Source organism: Paenibacillus pinihumi DSM 23905 = JCM 16419 (genome assembly GCF_000422505.1).
Lineage (GTDB): Bacteria > Bacillota > Bacilli > Paenibacillales > Paenibacillaceae > Paenibacillus_D > Paenibacillus_D pinihumi.
This window is the reverse complement of sequence record NZ_KE383869.1, coordinates 13,095-35,713: the sequence shown is the minus strand read 5'-3', so window position 1 is coordinate 35,713 and position 22,619 is coordinate 13,095. Positions and strand designations below refer to the sequence as shown.

The following is a 22,619-nucleotide window of genomic DNA, read 5'->3' as shown; positions in this document are numbered from 1 at the left end:
CCTCTTGGACTAGCGGCCCTCACCAAAAAAATCGAGAGCAAGGAGCGAGCTGACTCGCATTCCATAATACTATACCAAATCAGGTTTCCTGTGGCAAGTCGCCACCCAAAATAAATCCCGGATTCCCTGTATAAGCACACTGGTTTGCTTTCGCAAGGTCGGGCGGCTGCGACACCAGATATCCTGACAGCTCGATCATTTTGTTCTCAACCTGCTGATACGCTGACTTGGACCGTGTCGATATCTGGGTCTCTACATTTGGCCACTGCAATATGAATTGCTGTACCTTGTCATAAGCGGCAGAAGCATTCCCGGCTGCAATCTGTGATTGCGCATCTTCTAATAGAAGAAGCATATCCGTGACGGTTATTTGCTGGCTCACAGTGTCGGGCTCATCCGCCTCGTCACCATATAGCTGCCATTTTCCATCCATGCCGGACCATCAGCTGAAGGAACCCACACTGTTTTGGCCATCGCCTGCGTATCGTTCACATTAGGATTGCCGGTGCCATCCTTGAAGCCAAGCAAATTACGCGGCGTCTGCCCCTTGGGATCGGCCCCTGCCGTACGCTGGAACCCTTCCTGAGTCCATACAGCACCGCTATTCCCCGGGCAATACGCGCCAGGTTGCGGATCGCATGGAAAGCGACCTGCAGATCATTGGCACATACCTGAATACCAATATCTCCTCCACACCAATCCTCGGATAGCTGATCCCCGCTATAGGAAGGCAGATCTTGAAGCTCGGCCGGACGTTTCCCTGCCAGACCAAAACGCCCGTCAAAAAAAGACGGGCCAACTCCAAAAGTAATCGTAACCTTGGAAGCAGACAGCCCTTCGGCTTCTTCCGTGTCTAAGGGCGGTGCATTATGCTGCTCATTCAAATCGCCGATCATCTGTCCCGTCGCCATCTCAGCCGCTGCAGCGGTCCATTTTTGAAACAGTATCCGCACATTAATTTCTCGCTCAGACAGTGTCAACACGATTCTTTTTGCTTGGAAATCATTTCCGATTATAAAAAAACGAGTGCAGGGTATGCTATTGTTGACGGTGAAAAGAGAGGTGTGGTTCCGTTGAACCATTTGGAGCAACAACCGCAGGTGGTATAGTTTCACTAAGCATTTAGAAGCGGAGGGTTGTGCCAAAGACAATTAGTCTGCAACACAAGCATCGTATAAACGGTGGGCCAAGGTTTCTTAAGGTGAAAAGTGCAATGCTTTACCCGATCCAAATCAATCACCGTCAGGAGCCAGTATTGCCGAGAGGCAATGCTGGCTTTTTTGCATTCACTCCCCTCTTTTTATACGGGTATGAAATCAATGTTGCCCTTTCTTCTCAATTATTTCCTCCTGTTAACGTCACCTGTCCTTTATCTTTATAAAACCGCTCAATATTTACAAATGATTATTGCTGAGCATATATTGCTCAAACATTACGGCGTTAAATTGAATTCATGGGAACGATCCCACATAAATGAAATGAATCGAAAAGGAAGCGTCTTATGTTCATTGATATTAAAAGTGCCGTTAATCCCAATCACAGCCAAAGCCATATCCGTTATTCATTTCCGCTGGACAGACCTGTTAAAGCTCTTTATCTCTATTTCGAATACGAGCCCAAATTATTGGATGATAACGCTCAGGGCCGCAAGCTTCTGGAACAAAGTCTGGAGCGGTATGTTTTGCCGGAACAAAAAGAATTGGCCTTATCCGGTATAGACCGCTACCTGCCCCTTAGCAATCTCATTACCATCTCGGTAGATGATCCGAATGAATATCGCGGAGCCTGCCATCGCCATGATTCCATACAACAGCTCTTTCTCTCGGAAAGTGCCGCTTCTCCGGGATTATTGCCTGGAGAGATCATCACAGGAACATGGACAATTACGCTGAGTCTTCATTCTATTGTAACCGGGTCATGTACCTATCATCTGAAAGCATGGGCAGAAGAGGAGGAAGCGATATGAGGTGGCTCGCTTGTGAGCTTCATACGCACACCGTGCACAGTGATGGCAGACAAACCTTGCAAGAGCTGGGTAATGGAGCAGCAAGGCTGGGTTTTGACTGTCTGGCACTCACCGATCACAATACGATGTCAGGCCTGGCAGACAAGCAAATCGTCGAACAATCAGCGGGGATCTTCATTTTGCCGGGTATGGAATGGACCACCTTTCACGGGCATATGGTTACCATCGGACTAGACGATTACGTCGATTGGCGCGAAGCGCAACCGGCCAACATTCATGATGGCGTAGCCGCCGTTCATCGGCATGGCGGCCTTGCAGGGCTCGCACACCCGTTCCGCATCGGCAGTCCGGCTTGTACAGGCTGCTATTGGGAATATGCCGTGCAGGACTGGAATGATTTTGACTATATCGAAGTATGGTCCGGTACGTTCGCGCCTATTAAAACGGACAACAGCCGTGCATTCTCACTTTGGACAGATAAACTGAATGAGGGCCACCGCATTGCGGCAACTTCGGGGCGGGACTGGCATGAACAAGCCGATACAGAAGAGCCAATCTCGGTTACCTATCTGGGAGTGAAGAATGAGACAACAATAGATACTGAACAAGCCGTAGCAGCGCTCCGTCAAGGACGGGTATCCGTCACAATCGGTCCGCTCGTGAACCTGGAAGTGATAAGCGCTGCACAGGTCTACGGGCTGGGCAGCATCGTGCCTGCCGGTGAAGGGGCCGTTACCGCACAGGTCTCGATTGATTGTACAGTTCGCAGCGGACTGTGGGCGCTCCCCCACCCTGATTACCACCTTATACTAATCAGCAATAAGGGGGTCATTGCCGACTATCCGCTCGGATCATCTGACGGTCTGCTGGAGCTGCAAGCTGAACTGCCAAGGGATGGCCTGATCTGGATGCGGGCTGAATTACGGGGTATTGTGCGCGGGATACGCACGATGGTTGCCTTTACGAATCCCGTTTATTTTGAATAGGAGTTGAATATATGGCCCAATTTCCACTGATTACTGCCCATACCGGATGTATGGGTACGCCTGATAATTCGCTTGCATCGGCTCAGACTGCCCTTTCCCTGGGTGCTGATATTATTGAGGACGACATTAGAGTAACGCGCGACGGCGTCCTTGTGCTTAGCCACGATGACCATGTACCATGCACAGACGGACAAACCGGAAGCTTGTCCTCCCTGACCCTCCAGCAATTGAATGACAGAGCGGCAGAGCCGGTTGTTTTACTGGAGACCGTACTTCAACTGCTTCTGTCACATCCCGGCAAACGAATGAATCTCGACCTCAAGACAGACGCATGCATCGCCCCGGTCGCCGATCTAGTTCACAAGCTGAATGCAGCCGAACACGTATTTTTGACCGGATGTCCTTACAGCAGAGCCTTGCAGGCCGCGCAGCAGGCCCCTTCACTCAAGAAGCTGTTGAACATAAATACCGACCGTTTCCTGTCCGGTGACTATTTAAGCGGGGTGAAGCAGGCTTGTGAAGAAGCCGCTCATGCAGGCTGCTTCGGTCTTAATGTGCCCTATCAGCTAATAAGGCCTGAACTGTTGGAACATGCGGCTGACCTTGAACTACCCGTCTATATCTGGACGGTGGGCACAGCCCGGGAGATGAGTGAATATGCCAAGATGGGTGTCCACTCCATCACGACAAGAGACGTGGCAACACTGATGATGGTGAAACAGCGGTGGGAAGAGGAGCTTTAGTTCTTATGAAATATAACATCAAGGAGATTGCTTTGCTGGCGGGTGTATCCAAATCTACCGCATCGCGCGTAATTTCCGGTAAAGGATACGCCAGCCCCGAAGTGAGGCAGCGGGTCAATGAAATCGTAGAGCAGCTGCAATACAGACCAAATGCGGTAGCCAGAGCTATGGTAGCCAAACGGACCAACAGCATCGGAGTAATCATCTTCCGGGAAAAGCAGCCGATTGTCTCCCACCCCTTGTACGGAAAGCTCATCGATTCTATCCTGATGGCCGCCCAGCAGCGGGGCTACTCGGTATTTCTAAAGACGGATCAAGAGATGTCCATACAATCAACCGATTATATGCTGGAGCAACGCGTAGACGGCCTTATTCTAATTAGCAGGCTGCAAAAAAACGTCATTGAACATGTGAAAAAATTTAACGTTCCTTACCTGATGGTCAACGGTTCGACTGATGATCCGGAAGTCGTCCATCTGGTCAGCAAGGATGAAATTGGCGGAGCCCGCGCCGCCGCTTATCTGCACAGTCTCGGGCACCGGAAATTTTTTATTCTTGCCGGACCTCAGGAGCACCGGAGCCACAATCTGCGGCTTCAAGGCTTTCGTGAGGAGTTGCGGCGGCTGAATGTTGAAGAGTCTCATATCCATGTCGTCCCTGCAATGGAATCCGATTTTGACCAGGGTTATACCCTGATGGCCAAACACTTGAGCACCTTTATTGGCGAGGCGTACAGCGTCCTCTTCACTACCAATGATATGCTGGCGCTCGGTGCCATGAAGGTCATGCTGCAGAACGCTATCCGAATACCCGAACAGGCAGCAGTCATGGGTTTTGATGATATTGATTTTGCCGCCGCTTACTCCCCTTCCCTGACGACTGTGAAGGTGGACACAACGCGGATGGGCAGGGATGCCGTGGTTCTGCTGGATCGCCTGATCAGCCGGAATCAGGATATGTCCAAGCTGTATGAATACGCAAGCGAAATAATAATTCGTCAGTCAACCTAAGAAGGAGTGATTTCCTTGGGATGGTATTTTAGAGCGCTCAGCAAACGGAGAATTATTGAATTTGTTCTATTGACCGTGTTTGCCGTGTTTTTTGCCGGTCCGTTGCTGAACCTGGCCGTACTCGCATTCAGTGACCAATGGAGATATCCGGACATGCTTCCCCAGCATTGGTCCCTCAGATGGTGGAGCTTCGTTCTCGGTCAGGATGATATCGCCAAGTCCATCGGCCTTTCTTTCCTTATTGCAACGATAGTCACGGCATTGTCCATCGTCCTGTGCATCCCGGCGGCATATGCTTTCGCCCGGATCCGTTTCCCTCTTAAGAAAGTGTTTCTATTCTCGTTTCTGCTCACGCATGCTTTTCCGAAGATGGGTCTTTATGTATCCATTGCCGTTCTGTTCTATCAAGTCGGTCTAATGAACACGCTGCTTGGGGTAGTTCTCATTCACATGATCAACGTCCTGATGTTTATGACATGGATTCCAACGGCCGCTTTCCGCAACGTACAGGCTGCCCAGGAAGAGTCCGCCCGTGATGTAGGGGCCTCCCCTTTCCGGGTATTCCGCAGCATTACGCTGCCGCTCGCCATGCCCGGCATTTTGGTCGCATCCGTATTTACCTTCCTGAACTCGCTTGATGAGGCACAAGGCACCTTTCTGGTCGGAATTCCCGATTTTAAGACGATGCCCATCGTCATGTACTCGATTATTTCAGACTTTCCAAGCAGTGCAGGCGCGGTCTTCTCAATCATTCTTACAGCCCCTACCCTCATCCTGCTCCTGGCTGCCCAACGGCTGGTAAGCGCGGAGGTGCTGTCCAGCGGGTTTCAAGTGAAATAAGGGCTCACACAGATTTCGCATACGAAAGGCGGAGGATTGGAATCAATGAGTATTCAACTGGCTGTTCGCAATATGACGAAGCGCTATAAGACAGGTGAAGGCGTCACCGGCATTAATCTGGAGATTAAAAAAGGGGAGCTTGTCACTCTCCTTGGACCATCCGGCTGCGGGAAAACAACGGTTCTCCGCAGCATAGGAGGCTTCCTGGAACCCGATTCAGGGGACATTCTGATTGAAGGCCACAGCGTAATCAGTCTGCCGCCTGAAAAGCGTCCCACTTCGATGGTTTTTCAGAGCTATAATCTATGGCCGCACATGTCAATATTCGATAACCTGGCCTTTGGGCTGAAGATTCGCCGCACGCCAAAAGCCGAGATTCAAAGCGCCGTATCCGACGTGTTGAAGCTGGTACGGCTGCCAGGTTCGGAAAAGAAGCTGCCAGGTCAATTGTCTGGAGGCCAGCAACAGCGGATCGCATTAGCCAGATCGCTCCTGCTAAAACCCGCCGTATTGCTGCTGGACGAGCCCTTTTCCGCCCTGGATGCGAAGCTGAGACATGAAATGCGGGAAGAACTGCGGGAAATACAGGCGCAGACTGGCCTGACGATGGTATTTGTTACGCATGACCAGGAGGAGGCATTGTCTTTATCCGACCGCATTGTTGTCATGAACCATGGACATGTCGAGCAAATCGCTGAACCGCAGCAAATTTACAATCAACCGGAATCACTGTATGTTGCTCAATTTATCGGCAAAATGAACTTCTTGCAGGGGGTGGTGAGCGAGGGCAGCATTCACGTTGGACATTTAAAATTGCCCAATGAGAAACAGCTCTCGGGACAAGTTAAAGTAGCCGTAAGACCGGAAGATGTCAATCTGAATCCATCAGCAGATGGAGGAAACGGGCAGACGCTGCCTGGTGCAATCAGGCAAATTATGATTCTTGGGCATTATGCAGAGGTATCGGTGGAATTGGATGATCTGGCAATGATACGTACGTTCCAATCCAAAGAAGCAGTTCAGTTATTGAAGACCGGACAAAGGGTTCACGTCAATTTTGCCTCAACACTTGCTTTTCCAACCCAGTAAGCTCAACTCAGGAGGATGATGAGAATGATTCGTCTGAACAAAATGGTGAAGATGCTAACGGTACTTGCATTAACAGCAACTGTAATGGCTGGTTGCGGCAGCAAAGACAACGCGGGCACAGAGGTAAACCCTGCGGCTTCTCCGGCTGCTTCCACAAAACCGGTTGAGTTCCAGTTTTACTTTACAGGCTCCCAGAACGTAAAAGACCTTTGGGATACCCTCGTTCCGATGTTCGAGAAACAGAACAGCAACGTAAAAGTAAAAACCGTGTACATTCCTTCCGGAACCGGCGCCGATTCTACGTATGACCGGATACTTGCAGCCAAAAAAGCAGGCAAAGGCTCGGGTGACATCGATTTGTATGAAGATGGAATCAACGTTGTCAACCAGGGTACCAAGGAAGATGTATGGTCGCCGCTAGATGCCCAAGGAATCCCTAACCTGAACAACATCGACTCGAACACGATGAACGATGTAGCAAATATGGCAGTGCCTTACCGTTCCTCTGCTGTCGTGCTGGCTTATGACAGTTCCAAAGTAGCTGCTCCTCCAACCACACTGGATGCATTGCTGGACTGGATCAAGCAGCATCCGGGCAAATTTGCCTACAACGACCCGTCTACCGGGGGTTCGGGAAGCTCCTTCGTCACAACCGTACTGTACAAAGATCTTCCGGATGCCGACATTCATAACAGTGATCCTGCCGTTATGGAGAAGTGGAGCAGCGGGTTCAATACGTTGAAGGATTTAGGCAAATATGTATACGGCAACGGAATTTATCCGAAAAAAAATCAGGGAACACTTGACTTGCTTGCCAATGGTGAAGTAGAGATTATCCCGGCCTGGTCAGATATGGTACTCCAGCAGCTCGGCCAAAATTTGCTCCCGGACACAGTAAAGCTTCAACAAATTACACCGGGCTTTAATGGCGGACCCACGTATTTAATGGTGAACAAACTTTCCGAGAAAAAGGATGCAGTCAACCAGTTCCTGAACTTCGTCCTGTCCCCGGAAGCACAAGCTGTAATCGTGGATAAAATGAATGGTTTCCCTGGCATTAAACTCTCCAATATGTCACAAGACATGCAGGATAAATTCAAAGGCGTTGCCGAAGGTTTCCGTACCTTTAACATCGGTGATCTGAGCAATGAAATCAACAAACGCTGGCAGAGTGATGTGGCAGCGCAATGAGGAAAGAAGTCAAACAAGCTATCGTAGGGCTGATTATGGTCAGCCCTGCTTTCCTTCTGCTGCTGTTCACTGTCGTCATCCCCATCATCCAATCCTTTGTAACCAGTCTTGGCAATGGATCAGGAGGCTATGATTTAAGCCGCTATCAGAACCTGTTTACAGACAAGGGACTGCGCTCCAACATTCTGTTCACTATTAAGGTTACCCTGTTGTCTTGTGTACTGGTGCTTTTGGTCAGCTACTCGCTCGCGCTTTATATGAGGTTCAGTTCAGGGAAGCTGGTGGAGCTGATCCGCAAATCCTATATGATTCCTTTATTTATACCGGGAGTTATCGCCACCTACGGACTCATGAATCTTTTAGGCAATAACGGCTGGCTGGCCCGGCTGCTTTTACCGGTCGGGATTACTTTGCCACGCATCATTTTCGATGAAAAAGGGATTATAATTGCGAATCTTTGGTTTAACATCCCGTTCGCGACGATGCTTCTCAGCTCTGCCCTGGCATCGATTCCGGCATCGGTTATCGAGAGCGCCCGTGACATAGGGGCAAGCAAGCTCCGAATCTTTTTCAGATTTATATTCCCGTTGTCCTACAAGACCTTCCTGGTTGCGGTGACTTTTGTCTTTATGGGTGTGATCGGTTCCTTTACTGCCCCTTTCCTGCTGGGTGCGAACTCGCCTCAGATGCTGGGCGTATCGATGCAGCAAGTATTCAGCGTATTTCAGGAACGGGAGCAAGCCGCAGCCATGGCCGTTTTCTCCTTTCTGCTTTGCTCATTCTTAGGGTTTTTCTACATCCGCTCCATGGCGAAAGAAGATCAATTAAATGACTAAGTCGAACATGCTATGGAAAGAAAACAACAAAGGGGTTGAGCGCAGTGGGACACTTGGCTCAACCCCTTTGTTTGTCCTGATGCAATGACTGCAATCATCTGTTCAGGAATTAGAAATTAAAAAACCCCCCACGTATAAACGTGGGAGGTTAGTAAGCAAATTCATATGTAGGTGGTAAAGATATATGGCGGAAAGAGTGGGATTCGAACCCACGCACGCCGTGAGACGCCTAACTGATTTCGAGTCAGCCCCCTTGGACCACTTGGGTACCTTTCCGCGTTGATAACACAAGTAAGATTGTATCACAGCCTGTACGGGGAATGCAAGATGCTTTTAACGAAAGTTTTGGCCAAAAATCATCCTGATTTTATGCACCTGGCGGTTCTTATTCCAAGCCGGACACCAGCACAACATCCTGCCCGTATCCCGTTACTTCTTCAGCTTTTACCCACAAAAAAACCTTCCGCAAGCAACATATTTATTGCAGAAGGCTTTGGGAGGCTAGCTAAGCTCATTACTGCCGCCGCCAGCTTTATTTTCTTCCTTGCTGCGGAGCACTTTTTTCATGTTTTTTTCAAATTTCAGCCGGGGAATAAGGACGCTATGCTTGCAGCCTACGCATTTGATGCGAATATCCATCCCCATCCGAATGATCTCCATTTCGTTCGTCCCGCATGGATGCGGCTTTTTCATCTGGACGATATCTCCAAGCTGGAATTGCTTACGTTCCATTTGATACTCTCCCCTCCTTATTTTGCTGATACGTAATCATTCGCGGATAAGCCATTTCAATCCTGTTTGCTTCCAGCGCTTTTTTTATTTCCCTGTTCAGCAATCGGGATAACGCAATCTGGGTTGTCGGCCGGCATTCCGCAACAATGCGCAATGATGCTTCCGTTGCGGTCAACGTTTGTATGCCCAGCACTTCAGGCTGTTTGACCAGATTCACATCTTCAATCTTCGCCAAAATGCTATTAATCACAGATATGGTATGGTCAATATTTTCTTCAAAGGCAATCGATATATCCAGTACAGCGAGAGAGTTATTAATGGAAAAGTTCGTAACCTCATTAATCATGCCGTTCGGGATAATATGAATTTCTCCAGTCCAGCTCTGGATGCGCGTGGAACGCAAGCCGATCATTTCTACTGTGCCTTTGAAATTCCCGGTCTGAATCACATCTCCTACCGCAAAGTGATCCTCCACAACGATAAAGAAACCTGTAATGACATCCTTGACCAGACTTTGGGCACCGAACCCGATTGCCAGCCCGATAACACCTGCACCAGCTAGCAGCGGTCCCAGATTAATATTGAATTCGGAAAGAATAAGCATGACACTGACAAAATGAATCGTATACGCCGCTATATTTTTGAGCAGCTTACCGATCGTACGTATGCGTCTGACCTGCTGCCCCAGCCTTTCCGGTTCTCTATTAAACACGACATGGTCAATCGTTTTGTTGACGATAATGATAGAGACTCTGGCCAAAATAAGAATCATAATAATTCGGAAAGCCGACCAGCCGATGCTTTGCCACAACTTTTCATCGCCCAATTCAGTTTTGATCGAATCATACAATGATTGAAGCCACATCTTCACTCTCTTCCTTTCTTCCCCTCGCGAATACTAAAACTATATCTCGAGATAACCTTCTTCTTGCCGGATAAAGATTCCTCTAATCTCGACCTTTTCACTTGCTATGACGGATTTCACCGTCTCCAGATCGTCATCAGGGAATTCGATGGAAAGCGCACAGCCTGCTGTGATTTCCTTTGGTGTAGGACAAATATCGATTTCGATATCTGCATACTCCAGAAGCATCTCTGCCCTAAGCGCCTGCTGCGTTGAATCAAATGCAATCAGCAAGTCCTCTTCCCCCTGTCTCTCTTGCATGCCCGATTTCCGGTGATGAAAGTATAAAACATCCTTTTTGTCCATATACTATTACTATTACTTTAGCCGCGGAGGGATTCTATGAAACTCGCATCCTCTCATGCTTCATCCTTTAAAATAGCTTCATCTGAGCCGAACGTCAATGGTCAGTTGATTAACCGTATACGGCCGATGGTCAGGAATGTGCCTGCCGGCCAGCGTATCGCTGTTGTATGCATCGGGACAGACCGCTCCACAGGCGATGCGCTTGGGCCGCTGGTAGGCACCGCACTAAGCCGGCATCAAAATAAACCTTTTGATGTATATGGTACGCTCGAATCCCCTGTCCATGCCATGAATTTGGAGGAAACAATTAATTCAATCAGCGACACGCAAAATCCGCCCTTTATTATTGGCATCGACGCCTGTCTCGGCCAGGTTGCCAGCGTTGGCTGCATTCAGGTAGGTGAAGGCCCTGTCCGTCCCGGAGCAGGTGTCAACAAACAGCTCCCCCCTGTTGGCGACATGCATATTACCGGCATTGTTAACGTTGGCGGATTTATGGAATATTTTGTCCTGCAGAATACCCGGCTGCATCTCGTCATGAACCTGTCCGAGATTATTTCCTTCAGCCTGTTTCATGCGATTCTCTCCGAGAGCACAAGCAGCCTCTCCGCACTGGACGGATAAGGCCGCTCTTCCTGATGCTTGTATGGATTTCAGGCTGTCTTGCTGTCCCTTCACGTCAGCCCGAAAGCTCATATATAATTCTTACTCTTGCATTGCCAGACTGACTGCTTTCTTCTCCTCCGGTGAGAGCGCGTAAGCCGAATCTCCCTGCTTGAGCGGCTTCGCATATACATACGTCTCTTCCCGCCCGTGAATGCCGCTGACAACAACGCCATCCTGCTTCTCATTCAGAATTGCCAGCGAGAAGCTCAGATCGCTCCCCTGATCTGAAAATGCATTATATCGATGAATGCCAACACGCCCTTTAATAGTAGCCAATGAATCCTTCATAAGCTGCAATTGCTCATTTTGCAGTTGCAGTTTGTCTTGCTGCTGCTGATTACTCTGCTGCAAATGTATAATCAGCTGCTCCAAGTTATCAATTCCTGTGTCTGCTATCATTCTATTGTACCGCTTGCGAATTTTACCAAACCGGATACTGAGCACCATCAGCCACACAAACAACAAGAGCAAGATAGCCCCCGCCGCTGCGACTACCCAAGCTTCAACTGAGATTGATGTTGATACTTCTGACATTCTCGCTTTGCTCCCCCTACAAATAATTCATTTTGCCCTGAACTTGTTGTGCTCTCCCTCTTTTGCCTGCTCCTCAAACTCCCATAACCCTGATTATGTTACCGGTTCCCTCTGACGATCTCCTTCACCGCTTCCGCGAATGCCTCCACCTCATCCATCGTGGTGAAACAGCCTACACTCGCCCGTACCGCTCCTGTACCCTGTGTACCTGCCTGTATATGAGCCAGCGGTGTACAATGATAGCCTGTACGTACGGCAATGTTGTAGTGCTGATCGAGAATGAAGCCCATCTCGGATGAATCCAGTCCATCCACAACGAAAGCGACAATTCCTGTTCTAGGCTGACCCAATTCCGGTCCAAGCAGCTGAAGGCCAGAGACAGGCTTAAGCTTCTCCATCAGATGCTGTGTCAGTGTCCATTCTTTAGTATGGATGTTTTCGACCTTCTCATGCAGTACATATTCGACCCCTGCCTGCAGCCCTGCCAGCCCAGGCGTATTCTGTGTACCCGATTCATATCTGTCCGGACGAACCTTAGGCTGCTCAATGGCCTCGGACTGACTGCCAGTACCGCCATGAATAAACGGCTCCAGCTCCAATTCAGGATGAATGTACAAACCACCCGTCCCCTGAGGCCCCAGAAGCCCCTTGTGGCCCGGGAAGGCAAGCATATCAATACCCAACAGCCCCACGTCTATATCGACCACTCCAGCGCTCTGAGCGGCGTCTACAAGCAGCTTCACACCGTGCCTGCGGGCAATCTCCCCCACCTCGGCAACAGGCAGTATGCTGCCAAGCAAGTTGGAGCTGTGATTCATGACAATCAGGGTTGTAGAAGATGTAATTTCAGCCTCCACCCGTTTGGGGTCCAGTCTCCCTGCCGCATCAGTCTCCACATAACTCACCTGAACACCGGCAGTCCGTTTCAGATACTCCAATGGACGACGCACGGAATTATGCTCGACGGAAGTCGCAATGACATGATCCCCCGGCTTCACAAAGCCCTTGATGGCCTGATTCAGAGCGCCAGTCGTATTGAGTGCAAAGGAGATATCATTCGGGTTACCGATGTGGAACAGCCTCGCCAGCTTTTTGCGTGTATTGAACAATATCCGGCTGGCTCTGACCGCCATGGCATGGCTGCCCCGTCCCGGGTTGGCCGAGTCATGTATAAGCGCTTGCTGCATGGCCTCAATCACCTGCGGGGGCTTCGGCCAGGAAGTAGCCGCATGATCAAGATAAATCACTTCACTCCCCTGTTCTCTAACCATCCCTTTACACCTCCATATAATCTCATTTGCTCTTTCCCAAGCATCTTCTTGTCCTTCTTATTCTACTATCAACCAGCCTTCCGTTCCAACCCTGCATACAATGAGAGTCAACTTGCTGCCACACTCAATCACCCATTCGAAGTGCATTCAGCAATATTATCTGCTCTTCCCTCAAGCAAAAGGACATACTATCCTTACACCCTTCCCTTTTACAAGCAGTAGCACCTAGAGGCATACTCCTAAAAGAAGCCGATTCATGTCAAGTATCTCTTCTACGGTTTGCATGGCAGATAGAATATTGAAGCCCAAAAAAATAAGCACACCTTGGCTTGTCTTCTGTCCAGAAGGTCAGCGCCCGGCATGCTATTACGCAGCTAATTTATTACTGTTACACCATTCCATATAACACCCTCAGAAACGGCTTAGAGCAAAAAAGCGTAAACGGCCTTGCCGTCTTTAACAGGTACAACATCGTTTTGCGTAAAATAGAAGCCGATTATGAATGCGAACCTTATACTTCCCATAACTCCAACCACAAACGGCTCGTCTACCCGTAAAACAGAATAACTGCACCGTCCTGTAATGCACCTTGGATTTTACGCCATGCGATCGAGCAGTTCCAATAAACGCTCCAAATCTTGTTTGTTGTAATACAACAATTCGATCCGCCCGCGGTCCTTTTGCTGTTTCACTTTAACCGTTGTTTTAAACCGTTCTCTCAACGATTCTTCAATGTGCTCAATAAAAGGATCTTTTTTCTTAGTTTTCGCCTTTACCTTTTGGTTTTCCTTATTCGGCTGATCGAGCTTCTGAATCGCCTCCTCCAGTTCCCGAACACTCCATTCATGTTCAACAATCTGACTGGCAAGCTCTTTGCGGACAGCCTCCTCCTTCACACCGACAAGTGCACGTGCATGTCCCATGGAAATTGTTCCACGTGAAACATCATCCTTAATCTCAGAAGGCAAGGTCAGCAAACGAAGAAAATTAGCAATATGAGAACGGGACTTACCTACTTTCAGGGAAAGCTCTTCTTGAGTAAGTCCAAATTTTTCCATAATTGCCTGGTAAGCAATTGCTATTTCGATAGCATTCAAGTCTTCCCGTTGAAGGTTCTCAATCAGGGCGATCTCCATCACCTGTTGGTCAGAGAACGAACGGACTACTGCCGGAATTGTCTGAGACCCAATAAGACCGGAAGCTCTGAACCGTCTCTCCCCTGCAATAATCTCATAACCCTTCAATACACTGCGGACAATAATCGGCTGGATTACGCCGTGTTGCTTGATCGATTCTGCAAGTTCCTTAATGGAATCGTCATCGAAGGTTTTGCGGGGCTGATACGGGTTCGGCCGAAGCTGGTTTAGAGCGACCTCAATCACTTTATCCTCATCGCTTACAGATAAGGATGGAATCAATGCGTCCAACCCTCTACCTAGCCGCTTGCTCATATGTGATCACTTCCTTTGCCAATTCAAGATAAACCTCAGCGCCCTTCGATCTTGGATCATACGTTATGATGGATTGACCGTGCGATGGAGCCTCACTCAAACGGACATTTCGAGGAATAATAGTCTGATAAACCTTCTGTTGGAAATACTTTTTAACCTCTTCGATAACTTGTATACCAAGATTCGTCCGGGCATCAAACATCGTCAGCAGAACACCTTCAATTTGCAAATTCGTATTTAAGTGCTTCTGCACCAGACGAACTGTATTGAGCAGTTGGCTCAAGCCTTCCAGCGCGTAATACTCACACTGAATCGGAATAATCACGGAGTCAGCCGCTGTCAATGAATTAATGGTCAAAATACCGAGCGAAGGCGGGCAATCAATCAATATATAATCAAACATATGCTTGACCTGATGAATCGCTTTCTTCAGTCTGACCTCACGGGATATCGTGGGTACCAATTCAATTTCTGCTCCGGCAAGTTGTATGGTCGCTGGTATCATGGTGAGTCCGGGGATATTGGTTTCAACCATTGCCTCTTGTGGATGAACCTCATTAATGAGCACGTCATAAATACAATTTTCCACATCAGCCTTATTGATGCCTATTCCGCTAGTTGTATTGCCTTGCGGATCAATGTCTATTAGCAGTACTCTTCTCCCTAACGAAGCCAATGAAGCGCCTAAATTAACAGAAGTTGTTGTTTTGCCAACTCCGCCCTTCTGGTTCGTAATTGCTATTATTTTGGACAAACCAGTTCACCTCAATATTATTAAAGCTAGCGTTCAAGCACACAAAAGATGATAGCCGCCCCTGCCCAAGGGCGGCCGTCTATACTTTATTATGCTACTCTTCTTATTTTAACGCTTTGGAATGCGAATAACAATTTCATAATGGTCATCGTTGTCTTTTTCATCGGTTTTGATCTTCAAGCCTGACCCCGATACCATCTCAATAGAATGGCGTATTGTATTGACAGCCAGCCGGACATCCTTGGAGAAAGATACCCGTTTTGACTTTTTGATTTTGGAAGATTCTTTATAAAAAGCAACCCTGGCCTCTGTCTGTTTCACGTTCAGCTCTTTAGTTATTACATCTTCTAATACCTTTTGCTGAAGCTCCTCGGTATCCAGAGCAAGCAACGCACGGGCATGACGCTCCGTAATTTTCCGCTCTATCAATGCATTTTTGACCGGTTCACTCAAATTCAGCAGACGAATCTTATTGGCGATTGTTGATTGGCTTTTGCCTAGCCGTTGGGCCAAGCTTTCCTGGGTCAAATTATGCAGATCAATCAGCTTTTGGTAGGCAACCGCCTCCTCAATCGCCGTCAATCCCTCACGCTGCAAATTCTCAATCAAAGCAATAGATGCTGCTTGGGAATCATTAAAGTCACGAACAATGCCGGGAATTGTTTCCAGACCCAGTTTTTTGACCGCACGAAACCGCCGCTCACCGGCGATGATCTCGTACCTTTGGTTTCTCATCCGGACGACGATTGGCTGAATAACTCCATGAGTTTTGATGGTCTGACAGAGCTCATCAATTCTTTCATCATCAAAAATCGTTCGTGGCTGGTACGGACTAGGATCGATGTTTCCAACTGGAAGCTGCTTCACTTCATCCTGAGCAACCTTTTCCCCAAGCCCGAACAAACGCGAGAATTGTTCTTTCATACTTTTGTTAACCACCCAATTTCTAATATGCCGCTATTCGAAAATAGCCTTTCCTAAAAACGCAATCAACAACTGACAAATCAGATCATATACACCGTTTTTCCGACCATTAAATCAGAGGCCCACGGCCTCTTCAGTATCGCTTGCCTAATTGTCTGCATTCACAGCATCCAGGATTTCCATACACATCCTGATTTTTAAAATATAAGGATGTATACGTCTTAACTATACATTCTTATACTTCTACTCCCTGCTTACTATTCAGGCAGGTTGAAGCCCTTTGCGCGTATCTAAACTTCGTAAAATTAAATTATGAACTAACTTTAATATTTCGCCAAGTCGTTCTCATTTTCCTGCTTGAAACTTTGGCAAAAAAATAAAAAATCAGCTATTGTTTCACGTGAAACAATAGCTGATTTAGAAAAACTATAATCACTATATAATTGGCATTTTAATAGGAGTTCCTGCTTTTCGCGGATATTTCTTTGGCGTAGATTCAAGTTTTTTAATCATCACGATATGCCGCTCAGATTGCTCAAATGGCAAGGCCATGTTGAATACAGCTTCTACCTTTCCGCGCAGCTCCTTTAGGCTTTTCACTGATTCATCTACCTCTTCTTGCGGAGAGGCTCCTTTCATGGAAGCGAAGTGCCCTCCCTTTTTCACAAAGGGCAAGCAAAGCTCATTCAAGGATGCAAGTCTCGCAACAGCTCTGGCCGTCGCCAAATCATACTTGTCTCTGTGATCAGCCTGACGCGCTACATCCTCCGCTCTGCCGTGGATACAGGATACATCCGTCAAGCCAAGCTGTTCCACAACATGCTGCAAGAACAATATCCGCTTGTTCAATGAATCCACAATTGTAACCTTCAAATGAGGGAAAGCAATCTTGATGGGAAGGCTTGGAAAGCCTGCCCCGGATCCAATGTCGGCGATGGATTTAATTTGATTGAAATCTTTGAAAAAGGTGAGGGAAAGAGAATCGTAGAAGTGCTTTTCATAGACAGCCTCCTCCTCCGTAATTCCCGTCAAGTTCATCTTCTCATTCCACTCAACCAACAGCTTGAAATACAATTGAAACTGTTCGTTCTGCTGATCGGTTAATGATATACCCCGCTCTGACAACATCTGTGCAAACCATTGAATTCCCATCGATTACCCCCGTGCCGCAACCACACGGTTGTAATGCTCTAAGTAGACTAGCAAGATGGAAATATCAGCTGGTGTAACCCCAGCAATCCTGGAGGCTTGCCCGATCGACAACGGCCGGATATCGGACAGCTTCTGCTTCGCCTCGGATGCAATTCCGTTGACATCCATGTAATCAATGTCCAATGGAATACGCTTCTTCTCCATCTTCGCCAGGCGCTCTACCTGAAGCAGCTGCTTCTCAATATAGCCTGCATATTTAACTTGAATTTCAACTTGCTCCTTCATTTCCTCGGTCAATTCAGCCGGAGCATCAATAAATGGCTCCAAATGAGCATAAGTCACCTCAGGACGACGAAGCAAGGATAGTGCATCGGTCGAATGCTGCAGCGCCGTTGAACCCAGATCAGCCAGCATTTGCTGAGCTTCACCATCCGCCTTGATTTTCGTCTCCTTCAAGCGTTCAATCTCCCGCTCGACAAATTGCTTTTTCGCCAGGAAGCGGGCATACCGCTCGTCATTAATCAGACCGATTTCATAGCCTGTTGGTGTTAATCTCAGGTCTGCATTATCATGGCGAAGCAGCAGTCTGTATTCAGCGCGGGAGGTCAGAAGGCGGTACGGATCATTCGTCCCTTTCGTTACGAGGTCGTCAATCATAACCCCAATGTAACCTTGAGAACGTGATACAATGACCGGCTCTTTGCCAAGCACTTTGCAAGCAGCATTGATGCCCGCAATAATCCCCTGCCCAGCCGCTTCTTCATAGCCGGACGTTCCGTTGATTTGACCTGCTGTGAACAATCCTGGAACAATCTTCGTCTCCAGTGTCGGCCAAAGCTGTGTCGGCACAACCGCATCATATTCAATCGCATACCCTGTCCGCATCATCTCGACTTTCTCCAAGCCAGGGATCGAGCGAAGAATGGAGAGTTGAACATCCTCAGGCATGCTTGTAGACAGACCCTGAACATAATATTCAGATGTGTTCCGTCCCTCCGGCTCCAGGAAAATTTGATGCTTCGGCTTATCTGCAAAGCGTACAACTTTATCCTCGATCGACGGGCAATACCGTGGTCCTGTCCCCTCTATTGCACCAGAGAACAGCGGCGAACGGTGAATGTTATCGTTAATGACACGGAGTGTCTCTTCAGACGTATAGGTCAGCCAGCATGGAAGCTGTTCATTCTCCGAATATTGCGTCTCATAAGAGAAGAACTTCGGATTCTCATCTCCAGGCTGAATTTCCGTTTGGCTAAAATCAATGGAATCCTTATGCACCCTTGGCGGCGTTCCCGTCTTGAAACGCGCAAGCTGGAAGCCGAGCTGGCGCAGGCTCTCCGACAACTTAACGGACGGCTGTTGATTATTTGGTCCGCTGTCATATATCAGCTCGCCCATTATAATTTTACCGCGCAAATACGTGCCTGTCGTCAGAACGACAGTCTTAGCCCGATAGACAGCTTGGCTCTTAGTAATAACGCCAATGACAACGCCATCCTCTACAATCAGCTCCTCCACCATCCCCTGGCGAAGTGTCAACTTGTCTGTTTCCTCAATCGTTTGCTTCATCGTGTGCTGATAAAGGAACTTGTCGGCTTGTGCACGCAGTGCATGAACTGCTGGTCCTTTCCCTGTGTTCAGCATCCGCATTTGAATAAATGTTTTGTCGATGTTGCGGCCCATTTCCCCGCCCAATGCATCAATTTCACGAACGACATGCCCCTTCGCAGGTCCGCCAATCGACGGATTACAAGGCATAAAGGCTACCATGTCCAGGTTGATCGTCAGCAGCAATGTTTCACAGCCCATCCGGGCTGAGGCAAGTGCGGCCTCACAGCCTGCATGGCCCGCCCCAATTACGATTACGTCATACTGACCGGCTTCATAACTCATGTTGTACTCTCCCCCACTTTCATAGATGAGGATTTTGCAAGAACTCAAAAGCGACTTCTACAACGAACAATATAGACCGAAATCGGTTTGTTTGCGAATCTTGCAAAACCCTTTGAGATGGATTTCTTCTATTTGAATATTAGACCTTGAATGTTAGAACATTAAAATTTGGATTACTTGCCGAGACAGAATTGGGAAAAGATCTGATCAATTAACGAATCTCCCGCAGAGTCGCCAATAATCTCTCCCAACTGCTCCCATGCAGTTCGTACATCAATTTGAATAATATCGATCGGAATTCCCGAATTCGTTGCTTCTATCGCATCAAATAACGACTGTTTAGACTGCTTCAACAATGCAATATGTCTTGCATTACTCACATAGGTCATATCGGCCGTTTCCAGCAAGCCGCTGAAAAACAGCGACGATATTGCTGCTTCCAGGCTTTCCAGCCCCTGTTCTGCCAGCACGGACATTTTTACAATTGCCTCCGGAGGATACAATTGTTCCAGGCGATCCATCTCCAGTTGGTTCTCCAAATCCGTCTTATTCACAATGATAATCACCTGACGGCCCTTCAATAGTTCCATCAGTTCAAGCTCATCCTTGTTCAGCTGTTCGTGATTATTCAACACGAGCAGAATCAAATCGGCATCATTCAGCGCATTCCGTGACCGTTCGACACCAATCTGCTCGACAAGATCCGTCGTCTCCCGTATGCCTGCCGTGTCCAACAGCTTGAGCGGAATGCCCCCGACCGTGACGAACTCCTCAATGACATCTCGTGTCGTTCCCGGGATATCCGTTACAATCGCCTTATTGTCCTGGGCGAGTGCATTCAGCAAGGAGGACTTACCGACATTCGGGCGGCCGATAATTGCCGTCGTTATACCTTCTCTTAATATTTTGCCTTCATCTGCAGTTTTTAACAGTCTATCCACCTGAGTGATGACTTTATTACACTGCTCTCTAATATAGCTGCTCGTCATTTCCTCGACATCATGCTCGGGGTAATCAATGTTCACCTCAATATGCGCGAGCAGCTCAATGACTTCGCCTCTTAACGTCTTAATCTGACGGGACAGCTTGCCATCCACCTGCTTGAGCGCAATGGAGAAAGCCCGGTCAGATTTGGAACGGATCAGATCAATTACGGCCTCCGCCTGGGCAAGATCAATACGCCCGTTCAGGAAAGCGCGCTTGGTGAATTCTCCCGGCTCGGCAGCGCGTACATCCTGCTGCTGCAGCACAAGATCCAACACCTTTTTTACCGATATATATCCGCCATGCGTGCTGATCTCCACAACATCCTCGGCAGTAAAGGAACGTGGTCCTCTCATTACGGTCAAGAGAACCTCCTCCACCACTTCACCCGTGCGCGGGTCTGCAATATGCCCGTAATGAACGGTATGGGTTGCAGCTTCGCGAATATCTGTGGCGGACTTGAAAATTGCATATGCCGAATCGACAGCCTGCGGCCCGCTAATCCTTATTACTGCAATGCCGCCCTCTCCGACAGCTGTGGATATGGCGGCAATTGTATCCTGTATCATCTTTATTACACCTCTATTTTGAAAGTACGGTGCTGGCTCTATCTAAAACCTATAACCAAACCCTTTGCTACACGCCTCTCCCTCTTTTTCAGCACGTCGCATCTAATCACAATGATCAGCTCTTGAGGGGAATTTCCTGTTCGGGCTTTGCGTTCTCGATATCCGGATAGATGGCCACCTTACTTATATTTCATCATCACCAGTCTTGCCGGAAGGCCTTCATTCATTTTAGCATTTTATTGCGGCTTAAGCGGAAACAATTGAGCTGAAAAATTTTGACACTGGCACTTTCTTCTTCACGAAGCAAGTCTCAATGTTCAGCTTGATCCCTCAAAATTAAGGCCTTAAATTGAAAAAGAGCAATGCCTCATGCGAGCCATTGCCTTGAATAGTAATGTCTATGATTTCACAGAGATGACCACACGTCTGTATGGTTCATCTCCTTTACTGAAAGTTCTCACCTTGCTGTGATTCTGCAGCTTCGCATGAATCACCTTGCGCTCGGCCGGCGACATCGGTTCGAGCACAACCTCCTTGCGCGTTCGAATGACCCGCCCAGCTAAGCGTTCAGCTAACTCTTCCAGCGTCTTGCGCCTGCGTTCCCGAAAATTCTCTGCATCAAGCACGATGCGCTGATGGCTGTCGGAATAACGATTAGCCACAATGTTAGCCAGGTATTGCAATGCATCGAGTGTTTGGCCGCGGCGTCCAATCAGCATACCCAGATCTTCTCCACCAGATAGCTCGTAGACCCAACCATCCCGGGCCTGGCGCCGCTCAATTGTAACTGACAATCCCATTGTCCGGGCAACGTCCTGAAAGAATTTCTCCGTTTCTTCCGCCGCATCGGGAATAAGCTCCAATTCCACTTTCGCTTCCTTGGCTCCAATTAATCCGAATAAACCTTTAGTGGGATGTTCCAATACAGTAATGCGAACACGATCTTCTGACACTTGCCATTGTGCTAATCCTTTTTGAACAGCATCGTTCATCGTTTTTCCTGATGCAATGATTTTCTTCATTTTGCAGGAACCTCCTTGCCCTTGTCAGAGGAGCGAACATACAGGAAGTAGTTTTGTACAATCGTATAGATGTTGCTGTAAATCCAGTACAGCGGCAGTGCTGCCGGGAAGTTGAGCGCCATGACGAAAATCAGCACAGGGAAAATAAGCAAAATCGCCTGCATCGGATTGTTCGGCTGCTGCGGCATCATCTTCGACTGGACAAATGTCGTAATTGCAGCGATAATCGGCAATACATAATACGGGTCTTTCGCGCCGAGCTCCAGCCAAAGGAACGTATGGCTCCGGATATCCGGATTCATGTAGATCGCGTTATAGAGTGCGATGAAGATCGGCATCTGGATTAATAAAGGAAGACAGCCTGCCAGCGGATTGATCTGATTCTGCTGGAACAGCTTCATCGTCTCCTCCTGCTGCTTCTGCGGGTTATCCTTATACTTATCCTTGATCTTCTTCATTTCAGGCTGAATTGCCTGCATGGCTTTGGAACTGCGGTACTGCTTCAATGTCAATGGCAAAATCGCCGTTCTGACAATAATGGTCAGGAGCAGAATGGATAATCCATAGGAGCCGCCGAACCAGGTGGCAAAGCTGTCGAGCATGGTGGCGAAGTAGTAGACTACGTTACGCTCCCAAAAGTTGCCCTTTTGCAGGTCTGCTGTCGAAGTCGTGTGATCCATGGGAACACAGCCCGCAAGCACGACCATCAGCATGACCAATGCGAGTACAACTAACCATTTTTTCTTTGTCAATCGGGACAACATCAAAACTCCTCTCTAAAGAGCAACACATCTAA

At 48.2% G+C, this 22,619-nt stretch carries 23 protein-coding genes, 1 tRNA gene and 1 pseudogene; 9 read left to right on the top strand and 16 right to left on the bottom strand.

Features of this window, described 5'->3' with window-relative positions:
• Window positions 1–79: 79 nt before the first annotated feature.
• The gene (locus H583_RS0129215; protein WP_028563585.1) at window positions 80–433 is read right to left on the bottom strand and encodes a hypothetical protein; all 354 of its coding nucleotides are present in this window, start codon (window positions 431–433) and stop codon (window positions 80–82) included.
• Window positions 394–956, bottom strand: a pseudogene (locus H583_RS34690) (Dyp-type peroxidase); the annotation flags it as partial. The gene H583_RS0129215 and the pseudogene H583_RS34690, both read right to left, overlap by 40 nt.
• Window positions 957–1,501: 545 nt before the next feature.
• Between H583_RS34690 and H583_RS0129205 the strand changes: the two are divergent.
• Genes H583_RS0129205 through H583_RS0129170 form a run of 8 tightly spaced genes read left to right on the top strand, consistent with a single transcriptional unit; the run spans window position 1,502 to window position 8,661 of the window.
• Window positions 1,502–1,966, top strand: coding sequence for a hypothetical protein (locus tag H583_RS0129205; protein WP_028563583.1), 465 nt, complete (start codon window positions 1,502–1,504; stop codon window positions 1,964–1,966).
• Entirely contained in the window at window positions 1,963–2,952 is a 990-nt protein-coding gene (locus tag H583_RS0129200; protein WP_028563582.1) for a CehA/McbA family metallohydrolase, read from the top strand. Before H583_RS0129205 ends, H583_RS0129200 begins: the two co-directional genes overlap by 4 nt.
• A gap of 11 nt (window positions 2,953–2,963) precedes the next feature.
• Window positions 2,964–3,695: a glycerophosphodiester phosphodiesterase gene (locus H583_RS0129195; protein WP_028563581.1), complete on the top strand. Its 732-nt coding sequence runs from the start codon at window positions 2,964–2,966 to the stop codon at window positions 3,693–3,695.
• Between the two features lie 5 nt (window positions 3,696–3,700).
• Entirely contained in the window at window positions 3,701–4,705 is a 1,005-nt protein-coding gene (locus tag H583_RS0129190) for a LacI family DNA-binding transcriptional regulator (RefSeq protein WP_028563580.1), read from the top strand.
• A gap of 15 nt (window positions 4,706–4,720) precedes the next feature.
• On the top strand, window positions 4,721–5,545 hold the full coding sequence (locus H583_RS0129185) for an ABC transporter permease (protein ID WP_028563579.1): 825 nt from the start codon (window positions 4,721–4,723) through the stop codon (window positions 5,543–5,545).
• A gap of 45 nt (window positions 5,546–5,590) precedes the next feature.
• Window positions 5,591–6,634 carry an ABC transporter ATP-binding protein gene (locus tag H583_RS0129180; RefSeq protein ID WP_028563578.1) on the top strand — a complete coding sequence of 348 codons (1,044 nt, stop codon included), beginning with the start codon at window positions 5,591–5,593 and terminating at the stop codon, window positions 6,632–6,634.
• A gap of 24 nt (window positions 6,635–6,658) precedes the next feature.
• Window positions 6,659–7,825 (top strand): extracellular solute-binding protein, encoded by a 1,167-nt coding sequence (locus H583_RS0129175; protein WP_028563577.1) that lies wholly within the window; start codon window positions 6,659–6,661, stop codon window positions 7,823–7,825.
• A complete protein-coding gene (locus H583_RS0129170) occupies window positions 7,822–8,661 on the top strand; it encodes an ABC transporter permease (protein WP_028563576.1) in 840 nt (279 codons plus the stop codon). The genes H583_RS0129175 and H583_RS0129170 overlap by 4 nt, the downstream gene beginning before the upstream one ends.
• A gap of 185 nt (window positions 8,662–8,846) precedes the next feature.
• Here H583_RS0129170 and H583_RS0129165 read toward each other — a convergent pair.
• The 4 genes from H583_RS0129165 to H583_RS0129150 all read right to left on the bottom strand — a co-directional run bounded on the left by H583_RS0129165 (window position 8,847) and on the right by H583_RS0129150 (window position 10,558).
• Window positions 8,847–8,937: transfer RNA gene (locus H583_RS0129165), tRNA-Ser, on the bottom strand.
• Between the two features lie 225 nt (window positions 8,938–9,162).
• Window positions 9,163–9,393 (bottom strand): DUF951 domain-containing protein, encoded by a 231-nt coding sequence (locus H583_RS34685; protein WP_036711489.1) that lies wholly within the window; start codon window positions 9,391–9,393, stop codon window positions 9,163–9,165.
• Window positions 9,383–10,258 (bottom strand): mechanosensitive ion channel family protein, encoded by an 876-nt coding sequence (locus H583_RS0129155; protein WP_028563575.1) that lies wholly within the window; start codon window positions 10,256–10,258, stop codon window positions 9,383–9,385. Before H583_RS0129155 ends, H583_RS34685 begins: the two co-directional genes overlap by 11 nt.
• Before the next feature lie 39 nt (window positions 10,259–10,297).
• Window positions 10,298–10,558 carry a putative Se/S carrier protein gene (locus H583_RS0129150; protein WP_036711487.1) on the bottom strand — a complete coding sequence of 87 codons (261 nt, stop codon included), beginning with the start codon at window positions 10,556–10,558 and terminating at the stop codon, window positions 10,298–10,300.
• A gap of 81 nt (window positions 10,559–10,639) precedes the next feature.
• On the opposite strand from H583_RS0129150, the gene yyaC reads away from it, so the two are divergent.
• Window positions 10,640–11,227, top strand: coding sequence for a spore protease YyaC (gene yyaC / locus H583_RS0129145; RefSeq protein WP_028563573.1), 588 nt, complete (start codon window positions 10,640–10,642; stop codon window positions 11,225–11,227).
• A gap of 81 nt (window positions 11,228–11,308) precedes the next feature.
• Here the strand turns inward: yyaC and H583_RS0129140 are convergent, their stop codons facing one another.
• The 10 genes from H583_RS0129140 to H583_RS0129095 all read right to left on the bottom strand — a co-directional run bounded on the left by H583_RS0129140 (window position 11,309) and on the right by H583_RS0129095 (window position 22,587).
• The gene (locus H583_RS0129140) at window positions 11,309–11,803 is read right to left on the bottom strand and encodes a DUF4446 family protein (RefSeq protein WP_028563572.1); all 495 of its coding nucleotides are present in this window, start codon (window positions 11,801–11,803) and stop codon (window positions 11,309–11,311) included.
• Window positions 11,804–11,901: 98 nt separating this feature from the next.
• Entirely contained in the window at window positions 11,902–13,074 is a 1,173-nt protein-coding gene (locus H583_RS0129135) for an aminotransferase class V-fold PLP-dependent enzyme (protein WP_036711484.1), read from the bottom strand.
• Window positions 13,075–13,670: 596 nt separating this feature from the next.
• The gene (locus tag H583_RS0129130; protein ID WP_028563570.1) at window positions 13,671–14,525 is read right to left on the bottom strand and encodes a ParB/RepB/Spo0J family partition protein; all 855 of its coding nucleotides are present in this window, start codon (window positions 14,523–14,525) and stop codon (window positions 13,671–13,673) included.
• Complete coding sequence (locus tag H583_RS0129125) at window positions 14,506–15,279, bottom strand: ParA family protein (RefSeq protein WP_028563569.1); 774 nt, start codon at window positions 15,277–15,279, stop codon at window positions 14,506–14,508. Before H583_RS0129125 ends, H583_RS0129130 begins: the two co-directional genes overlap by 20 nt.
• Window positions 15,280–15,387: 108 nt before the next feature.
• On the bottom strand, window positions 15,388–16,203 hold the full coding sequence (gene noc, locus H583_RS0129120) for a nucleoid occlusion protein (protein WP_028563568.1): 816 nt from the start codon (window positions 16,201–16,203) through the stop codon (window positions 15,388–15,390).
• A gap of 435 nt (window positions 16,204–16,638) precedes the next feature.
• Complete coding sequence (rsmG, locus tag H583_RS0129115; RefSeq protein ID WP_028563567.1) at window positions 16,639–17,355, bottom strand: 16S rRNA (guanine(527)-N(7))-methyltransferase RsmG; 717 nt, start codon at window positions 17,353–17,355, stop codon at window positions 16,639–16,641.
• Window positions 17,356–17,358: 3 nt separating this feature from the next.
• Entirely contained in the window at window positions 17,359–19,248 is a 1,890-nt protein-coding gene (gene mnmG, locus H583_RS0129110; RefSeq protein ID WP_028563566.1) for a tRNA uridine-5-carboxymethylaminomethyl(34) synthesis enzyme MnmG, read from the bottom strand.
• A gap of 173 nt (window positions 19,249–19,421) precedes the next feature.
• Window positions 19,422–20,801 carry a tRNA uridine-5-carboxymethylaminomethyl(34) synthesis GTPase MnmE gene (gene mnmE, locus H583_RS0129105; RefSeq protein WP_028563565.1) on the bottom strand — a complete coding sequence of 460 codons (1,380 nt, stop codon included), beginning with the start codon at window positions 20,799–20,801 and terminating at the stop codon, window positions 19,422–19,424.
• Window positions 20,802–21,199: 398 nt separating this feature from the next.
• A complete protein-coding gene (gene jag, locus H583_RS0129100) occupies window positions 21,200–21,823 on the bottom strand; it encodes an RNA-binding cell elongation regulator Jag/EloR (protein ID WP_028563564.1) in 624 nt (207 codons plus the stop codon).
• The gene (locus H583_RS0129095; RefSeq protein ID WP_036711480.1) at window positions 21,820–22,587 is read right to left on the bottom strand and encodes a YidC/Oxa1 family membrane protein insertase; all 768 of its coding nucleotides are present in this window, start codon (window positions 22,585–22,587) and stop codon (window positions 21,820–21,822) included. The genes jag and H583_RS0129095 overlap by 4 nt, the downstream gene beginning before the upstream one ends.
• Window positions 22,588–22,619: the final 32 nt, after the last annotated feature.